At 74.7% G+C, this 8,295-nt stretch carries 7 protein-coding genes; 5 read left to right on the forward strand and 2 right to left on the reverse strand.

The window, feature by feature from the left end:
- From ACFWEK_RS15695 to ACFWEK_RS15710, 4 genes are all read left to right on the forward strand, one after another.
- The coding region (locus tag ACFWEK_RS15695) for an extracellular solute-binding protein (RefSeq protein WP_430554631.1) at positions 1-686 on the forward strand (686 nt) is incomplete at its 5' end.
- Complete coding sequence (locus tag ACFWEK_RS15700; RefSeq protein WP_430554632.1) at positions 686-2,581, forward strand: BNR-4 repeat-containing protein; 1,896 nt, start codon at positions 686-688, stop codon at positions 2,579-2,581. The genes ACFWEK_RS15695 and ACFWEK_RS15700, both read left to right, overlap by 1 nt.
- Positions 2,582-2,670: 89 nt before the next feature.
- Positions 2,671-4,965 carry an FAD-dependent oxidoreductase gene (locus ACFWEK_RS15705; RefSeq protein ID WP_430554633.1) on the forward strand — a complete coding sequence of 765 codons (2,295 nt, stop codon included), beginning with the start codon at positions 2,671-2,673 and terminating at the stop codon, positions 4,963-4,965.
- An 83-nt stretch (positions 4,966-5,048) separates the two neighbouring features.
- The gene (locus ACFWEK_RS15710) at positions 5,049-5,903 is read left to right on the forward strand and encodes a LacI family DNA-binding transcriptional regulator (RefSeq protein WP_430546525.1); all 855 of its coding nucleotides are present in this window, start codon (positions 5,049-5,051) and stop codon (positions 5,901-5,903) included.
- A 3-nt stretch (positions 5,904-5,906) separates the two neighbouring features.
- Here the strand turns inward: ACFWEK_RS15710 and ACFWEK_RS15715 are convergent, their stop codons facing one another.
- Positions 5,907-6,299 carry a VOC family protein gene (locus ACFWEK_RS15715; protein ID WP_430554634.1) on the reverse strand — a complete coding sequence of 131 codons (393 nt, stop codon included), beginning with the start codon at positions 6,297-6,299 and terminating at the stop codon, positions 5,907-5,909.
- Between the two features lie 41 nt (positions 6,300-6,340).
- Positions 6,341-7,138: a DeoR/GlpR family DNA-binding transcription regulator gene (locus ACFWEK_RS15720; protein WP_430546527.1), complete on the reverse strand. Its 798-nt coding sequence runs from the start codon at positions 7,136-7,138 to the stop codon at positions 6,341-6,343.
- A gap of 81 nt (positions 7,139-7,219) precedes the next feature.
- Between ACFWEK_RS15720 and ACFWEK_RS15725 the strand changes: the two genes are divergently transcribed.
- Positions 7,220-8,251, forward strand: a complete 1,032-nt coding sequence (locus ACFWEK_RS15725) for an acetylxylan esterase (RefSeq protein WP_430554635.1) — start codon at positions 7,220-7,222, stop codon at positions 8,249-8,251.
- Positions 8,252-8,295 lie beyond the last annotated feature (44 nt).

Raw genomic sequence — 8,295 nt, forward strand, 5'->3', positions numbered from 1 at the left:
CCAAGGCCGCGCAGCTCAAGGACATCCTCATCTGGATGGAGACGTTCGGCAGCCCGCTGGTCGACGGCGACACCGTGACCATCGGCGACGACGCGTCCGTCGAGGCCGTGACCTGGTACAAGTCGCTGTACGACCAGAAGCTCATCGCCGCCGACGTCGACCGCTTCGACGCCCGCTCCTTGTTCGCGCAGGGCCGCGCGGCGATCTACGACGACGCCCCCGTGGGCCGCAACGCCGTGCAGGAGGAGTCGCCCGACAAGGACCTCGGCAGCAAGCTCGTGCCGCTCTCGCGCCCCGTGCTCGAGGACGGCGAGACCCCGCGCGCGCTGGTCTGGGGCGGCGCGATCGCCGTCGTCGACGGCGAGGGCGCCGCGACCGCCGCCGACTTCGCCCAGTTCGCGACGTCGGACCTCGACACCGTGCTGGCCGACTACGAGGTGCGCGGCCTGCCGCCGGTGACGACCGAGGCGCAGCAGTCCGACGTCGTCGCCGCCGACACGTTCGGCTCCCTGTTCAACGACCGCATCACCGCCACGTCGACGAGCAACCCGTTCTGGAAGTTCACCGCGTACTCGCAGATCGAGACGGTCGTCGCCGAGCAGGTGCAGGCCGTGCTGGTCGGCAAGACGGACGCCAAGGCGGCCATGCAGAAGGCCGGCGAGGCAGCGCAGAAGCTGGTCGGCTGATGGCGCGCCGGGCCGCGCGCGGGGTCGCCCTCGCGTCGGCGGCGCTCGCGCTGGCGGCCGGGACGTCGCTCGGCGGCGCGGCGTCGGCGGCGCCGTCCGGGCCGACCGGGCAGGCGAAGCACGCCGAGACGATCGAGCAGCTCCCCTACCCGGTGGACCGCTCGAACAACGCGGGCTGGTGGACGCCGCTCGACGTCGTGGACGGCGTCACGTACATGGCGTTCGACGCCCCCGCCGCAGAGGCCTCGCGCCACGAGGTGCACGTCGCGGCGAAGGGTGCGGACGGCGCGTGGACCGTCGGCTGCCTGCGCGCCGGCGACGGGTCGTGCGCGACCTTCCTCGACGACAGCGGGCACGACCAGCCGTCGATCGTCGTGGACGGCGAGGGCACGATCCACGCGTTCGTGTCGATGCACCACGTGCCGTGGCAGTACTACCGCTCGACGACGCCCGGCGACGTCACGTCGCTCGTCGACGCGAGCGCCGACCTGCCCGACCAGGGCGTGCCGATGACCTACCCGGTCACGGCGCGCGGGGCCGACGGCGACGCGTACGTCATGGTGCGCGGCGGCCGCGACGAGGCCACCGTCCGAGACGGGCGCCTGTACCGCTTCGACACGGCGACGAGCACCTGGTCGCGGGTGGCGGTCTTCGCCTCGGGCGTGGGCGCGTCGGTCTACCCGGACGACCTGGAGGTCGGGACGGACGGCCGCCTGCACGTGCTGTGGGAGTGGCACCGCTGGGCCGCCGGCCCGTACCGCCACCTCGGCTCGTACGCGGTCTACGACCCGGCGGACGACTCCTGGCACGACGCCGCCGGCGCCGCGCTGACCACGCCGATCGCCCCGTCCGCGGGCGGCGCCGTGGTCTACCAGCCGTTCGCGGAGGGCGAGTCCCTGACGACCGACGCCCCGACCGTGCAGACCGCCAAGCTGGCGGTCACCGGCGACGAGCTCGCCGGTGTCGTCTACCGGTACGCGGGCGCGAAGGCCGACGGCACGGCGGACCGCTTCGACGTGCGGTTCGCGCGCTTCGACGGCACGGCGTGGCAGCGCGAGACGGTGATCGACGCCGAGTCGCTGGGCACCGGCGTCGACACCGTCGCCGCGCTGGACGCCACGTCCGCGGCGGGGGTCACCCGCGCGTACGCGGTCGTGCAGGGCACGGTCGACGGCCAGGTCCGCACGCAGGTGGTCCGCGCGGAGCGCGGGGACGACGGCGGGGACTGGCGGTTCGCCGGGCTGGGCGACGTGCAGCCGGGCCAGCAGCGCCTCGCCGCCCGCACGATCCACACCGGAGCGTCCGCAGGCACCGACGTGCTGTACGTGAGCGCCGCCGAGTCGGGGCCGACGTCGGGCACGCTGTTCCACGCCCGGGTGCCGCGCACCGGCACGCCCCTCGCCGGCAGCCCGCTCGAGGACGTGGTCGCGGGGGTGCGGGGCGACGACCCCGGCACCCCCGAGCCCACCGGCAACCTGGCGCTCGGCGGCACCGTCACCGCGTCGTCCGCGCTCCGCGCGGACACGGGCGGCGCGAAGGCCGTCGACGGCCTGCTCACCGACGACAGCCGCTGGGTCTCCTCCGCGGACGACGCCACGCCCACCCTCACCGTCGCCTGGGACGACGCCGCCCCGGTGGCATCGGTCCGGGTGCACAGCGGCTACCGCGCCGCCGTGGACCCGGCGTCGGCCGTGCTGCGCGACTTCACGGTCGAGCTGCACACCGCGGCCGGCTGGGTCGAGGTCGGCGCGGTCACCGGCAACACCTCCGGGACGGTCACCGTCGCCACCCCCGGCGTCACCGCCGACCAGGTCCGCCTGGTCGTCACCGACCCGTCGGCGTCCGAGACGGACGTCGCCCGGGTCTTCGAGGTCGAGGTGCTGGCCGCCGGCTGACGCCCGCGACCGGCGCCGCACACCCGCCCCGCACCACCAGAACCACCACGTTCGACCAGCACAACCACCGGATCGAGGACTGAGAGATCATGCGCACGCAGACCGTCGAGGCGGACGTCGTCGTCGTCGGAGGAGGGCTCGCCGGCGTCAGCGCGGCGGTCGCCGCCGCGCGGCTGGGCCGCCAGGTGGTGCTGGTGAACAACCGGCCCGTGCTGGGCGGCAACTCCTCCTCCGAGGTGCGGGTGTGGGTGTGCGGCGCCACCGCGCACGGCAACCAGCGCTGGGCCCGGGAGACCGGGATCGTCGGCGAGATGTACGTGGAGAACCAGTACCGCAACCCCGAGGGCAACCCGGTCTACTGGGACGACGTCGTGCTCGACACCGTCCGCCGCGAGGAGAACCTGCGGCTGTTCCTCAACACGGACGTGCGCGAGGTCGTCGCGACCGGCCCCGACGACGCCCGCCGCATCGAGTCCGTCACCGGCTGGACGATGGGCGCGGAGATCCTCACGACGTTCGTCGCGCCGGTGTTCCTCGACTGCACGGGCGACGGCCTGGTCGGCCACCTGGCCGGCGCGCGCTACCGGCTCGGCAAGGAGTCGCAGGCCGAGTTCGGCGAGGAGTGGGCGCCGCCGGAGCCGGTGCGCGAGTTCCTCGGCTCCACGCTGCTCTTCTACACGAAGGACCTCGGGCACCCGGTGAAGTACGTCGCGCCGGAGAGCGCGATCGACATCACCACCACGCCGATCCCGATGAACCGCGTCATCCGCAGCGGCGACTCCGGCGCGCACTACTGGTGGATCGAGTGGGGCGGCGAGCTCGACATCGTCGACGACAACGAGCGCATCCGCGACGAGCTGCGCGGCGTCATCCTCGGCATCTGGGACTACATCAAGAACTCCGGGAAGTTCGACGCCGACAACCTCACGCTCGAGTGGATCGGCAACGTGCCCGGCAAGCGCGAGTACCGCCGCCTGATCGGCGACTACACGCTGCACCAGGGCGACGTCGTCGACCAGACGGTGTTCGACGACGGCGTCGCGTTCGGCGGCTGGTCCATCGACCTGCACCCGGCCCAGGGCATGTACGCGGAGGGCGCGGGCGCGCTGCAGCGGTTCTCCGACGGCGTCTTCGAGATCCCCTACCGCTCGCTGTACTCGGTGAACGTGGAGAACATGCTGTTCGCGGGTCGCGACGTCTCGGCCACGCACATCGCGTTCGGCGCCGCGCGCGTCATGGCGACGTGCGGCGCGATGGGCCAGGCCGCAGGCACCGCGGCCGCGCTGTGCGTGGAGCACGGCACCACCCCGCGCGGCATCTACACCGACCACCTCGACGAGCTGCGCCAGACGCTGCTGCGCTGGGACGCGCCCGCCGTCGGCATCGCGAACACCGACCCGCACGACGTCGCGCGCCGCGCCCGGGTCACCGCGTCCAGCACGACGACGCGGATCGCCGCGCCCGTCGCCGAGCCCAGCGACGGCGACCCCTACGACACGTACGACGTCTACGACCTCGACGTCGACCTCGGCATCGTGCTGCCCGTGGACCCGCGCCTCGACACGGTCGAGCTGCTCGTCTCCGCCCGCCGCGACACGACGCTCTCGGTCGAGGTGTTCTCCACCGGCAAGCCGCAGAACGTGGTGCCCGCGCACCTGGAGACCAAGACCGACGTCGTCGTGCCCGCGGGCGACGAGCGCTGGGTCACCGCGCACGTGCCGTTCGCCCCCGACACCCCGCAGAACGCCGTCGTCGTGCTGCGCGCCAACCCGGACGTCGCGGTCCGCCTCACGTCCCCGCTGCCGGCGGGCGTGCTCACGCTCGTGCACCGCGTCGACAACGACGACCAGAACGTGCAGATCAGCTCCGAGGAGCTGCTGGTCCAGTGGCCCACCAAGCCGCTGCGCGGGCGGTCCGTCGTGTTCCGCGCCGGCCCGGACACCCGAGCGCTGGCCCCCGAGCGCGCGACGAGCGGCTACCACCGCAACCATGGCGGCCCGCACCTGTGGGCGTCGTCGCCGATGGTCGCCGGCCGCGACGAGTGGCTGCGCCTCGACTGGGACGAGCCCGTCACCGGGCGCGAGGTGCGCCTGGTCTTCGACGACGACCTCGACGTCGAGCTCAACACGCTGCACCACCACCGCACGCCCGACGAGATCATGCCGACCCTGGTCAAGGACTACCGCGTCGAGGTGCTGCCGGCCGGCGCACCCGAGACCGGCGACGCCTGGGTGACCGTCGCCGCCGAGACCGACAACCGGTGGCGCCTGCGCACGCACCCGCTGCCCGCCGACCTCGGCCCCCTGGCTGCCGCGCGCCTCGTCGTCGGTGCCACGAACGGCTCGGCGCAGGCCCGCGTGGTCGCGCTGCGCGTGCAGGAGTGAGCGTGCCGCACGCCGGACTCACCCGCGCCCCGCGCGGCAGCGCGACGGTGTCCCGGACGGCGGACCGGGCTACGCTGACCGCCGTGCACAGGAAGGAGCGCACCGGCATCGTGGCGCTCGCCGTGCCGGACCTCGAGGAGCCGTACTTCGCCGAGCTCACGGCGCTGCTGGTGCGGCGCGCGGACGAGCGCGGGCTGTCGATCCTCATCCAGCAGACCGCCGGCGACCACGAGCGCGAGGTGGACGTCGCCAACGGCATCGGGCTGCCCCCGACCGACGGGCTCATCCACATCCCGCGCGCGCTGTCCGTCGCCGACCTGACGCGGCGCACCTCCCCCGGGCCGCTGGTGCTGCTCGGCGAGCACATCCTCGTCAGCCCGTTCACGCACGTGACGATCGACAACCGGGCGGCGTCGTACGCGGCCACCGCGCACCTGGCGTCCGTCGGGTGCCGGCGGGTCGCGTTCGTCGGGCCGCGGGACGCGCGCCCGTCCGACGCCGCCGACCGCCGGTACGCCGGCTATCGCGAGGCCGTGGCCGCGCTCGGCATCGCGGACGACCCGGACCTGGTGGCACAGGTCGAGTCGTTCACGCCTGCCGAGGGGCGGCGCGCCGTCCGCGACCTGCTGGCCCGCGGCGTCGAGCTCGACGGCATCGTCTGCTCCAACGACTCCGTCGCGTTCGGAGCGCTGCCCGCCCTGCACGAGGCGGGGCGGCGCGTCCCCGACGACGTCGCGGTCGTGGGGATCGACGACGTCCGCGGCGCGCAGTTCGCGACGCCGTCGCTCACGTCGGTCTCGCCGGACAAGGAGGCCCTCGTCGAGCGCGCGCTGAGCGAGCTGGAGCGGCAGATCGCGACCCCGCCGGGCGCCAACCTGCCCGTGCAGCACGTGGTCGTGGACGCGCGCGTCGTGCCGCGCGCGAGCACCGCACGCTGAGCGTCAGTGGCGCGCGCAGGCCATGAGCAGGTTTCCGTCCGGGTCGCGGAACTGCAGGATCGAGACGGTGCCGATGTCCTGCACCTCTCCCACGACCTCGACGTCGAGCGCGTCGAGGTGCGCCCGGACGGCCACCAGGTCCTCCACCCACCAGAAGAACCGTGGAGGACCGTCCGCGGTGAAGTCGGGCCGGTTCGCGTCGAGCGCCAGGCCCACCTCGCCGACGGCGGGCAGGTCGTGGATGGTGCCCTCGTGCGTCGGTTCGCCCGGCGGCAGGCCGAGCAGCCGGCTGTACCAGGTGATCGCCGCGGGCATGTCACGGACAGCCACGAAGACCTGACCGACGCGGTTGGTCAGCGGGGACGCGCCGGCGGGCGACGCTGCTCCAGGAGGCATGGCGCAGACGGTAGTGGCGCCCGCCGACACGGGGCCTCGGTTCAGTCCGCGTCGACCGGCACCACCCAGAGCTCGCCGACGTGCGCCTCGAGCAGCTCGCGCGCGTCGTCCTCCAGCCCGTCGTCCGTGACCAGGTGCTCCACCTCGTGCAGGTCGACGATCGTGGTCAGCCCGACGACGCCCCACTTGGTGTGGTCGGCGAGCACGACGGCGTCCTGGCCCGCGGCCAGCAGCGCGCGGTCGGTCTCCGCCTCCAGCAGGTTGGGCGTCGTGAGGCCCGCGTGCAGGTCGACGCCGTGCACGCCGAGGAACGCGACGTCGAGGTGCAGGTGCTCCAGCGAGCGCACCGCCACCGGGCCCACGAGCGCGTCGGACGGCGTGCGGACCCCGCCGGTGAGCACCACGGACTGCGTGTACGGCTCGTCGGCGCGGTCGGGGCGGCGGAACACCTCCGCCACGGGCAGCGAGTTCGTCACCACCGTGAGGTCGGGGACGGCGCGCAGCTCCTGGGCGAGCACCCACGCCGTCGTGCCGCCCGAGAGCCCCACGGCCATGCCGGGCTCCACGCGCTGCGCGGCGCGGCGGGCGATGGCCCGCTTGGCCCCGACCTGCTGCTGCACCCGCGACGCGAACCCGTGCTCCTGCACGGCGCCGGCGTCCCCGCGCGTCGTCGCACCGCCGCGCACCCGGTCGAGCTCGCCCGCGTCCGCGAGCGCCTCGATGTCCCGGCGCACCGTCATCGCGCTGACGCCCAGCTCCTGCGCCAGCTCCGTGACGCTCGCGGCGCCCCGGCGGCGCACCTCGGCCACGATCCGCGACCTGCGTTCTGCGACGAGCACCCGCTCCCCTTTCGACCCGCGGCACAGTCTGTCACGCAGCGTGCCGCCCGTTCCCCCGGACCTCGAGAACCTGGAGCTCCCGTGACCCTGCCCGCCCCCTACGACGCCTGGTTCCCGGACAGCCCGATCGACGGCACCTACGGGTACGACGAGGCCGGCCTGCGGGCCGTGCCGCCCGCCGCCGAGCCGGAGGGCTTCGCCGACCTGTGGCGGTCGTGGCACGCCGCGGCGCGCGGGGTCCCCGCCGACGTCGTGGCCGAGCCGGCGGGCCGCCGGGGAGCGCACGAGATCTCCGTGGTGACGTTCACCGCCGACGGCGGCCTGCGCCTGCGCGCGTGGCTGGCGCTGCCCGTGGACGGCCCGGTCCGGGTGGGGATCGTGCACGGCCACGGGTACGGCGGGCGCGAGGCGCCGTCGTTCGAGCGGGTGCCGCACGACGCGGCGGTGATCTTCCCCGTCGCGCGAGGGCTCGGGACGCTCAACGCCGGGGTCGGGGCGCCGGACGTGAGCACCGCGCACGTGCTCGCCGGGATCGAGGACGTCGAGACGTACGTGCTCGGCCGCTGCGCCGTCGACCTGTGGCACGCCGCGACCGCCCTGCAGGAGGCGCTGACCGACGTCCCGGGCGTGCCCGCCGACCTTCCCCTGTACTACGCGGGGACCAGCTTCGGCGGCGGCGTCGGCGCGCTGGCCGTGCCGTGGGACGACCGGTTCGTGGGCGCCACGCTGGAGGTGCCGAGCTTCGGCCAGTACGACGAGCGCCTCGCCGTGCCGTGCACCGGCAGCGGCGAGGCGCAGCGGGCGTACGTGGCGGAGCACCCGGAGGCCCGCGCGGTCCTCGCGCTCACCGACGCGTCCGTCGCGGCGACGTACCTGCGGGTGCCGACCCGCGTGGAGTGCGCCCTGTGGGACGCGCACGTGCCACCGCCCGGGCAGTTCGGCGTGGCGGCCGGCGTCTCCGCCGCCGAGCGCGCCGGGACCGGGGCGGAGCTGGAGCTGACGGTGCACTCCGCCGGTCACGCGGAGTACCCGGGCCAGGCGCGCGAGATGGCGGCGGCGTTCGCGGCCACGCGCGAGCACGTCGCGCGCGCCGTGGCCCGCGCGACGAGGTAGTGCCTCCCGTCCTCCGGTCGCGCACGGCGGGCACGACCGGAGGA

The organism is Isoptericola sp. NPDC060257 (assembly GCF_042726645.1).
Lineage (GTDB): Bacteria > Actinomycetota > Actinomycetes > Actinomycetales > Cellulomonadaceae > Isoptericola > Isoptericola nanjingensis.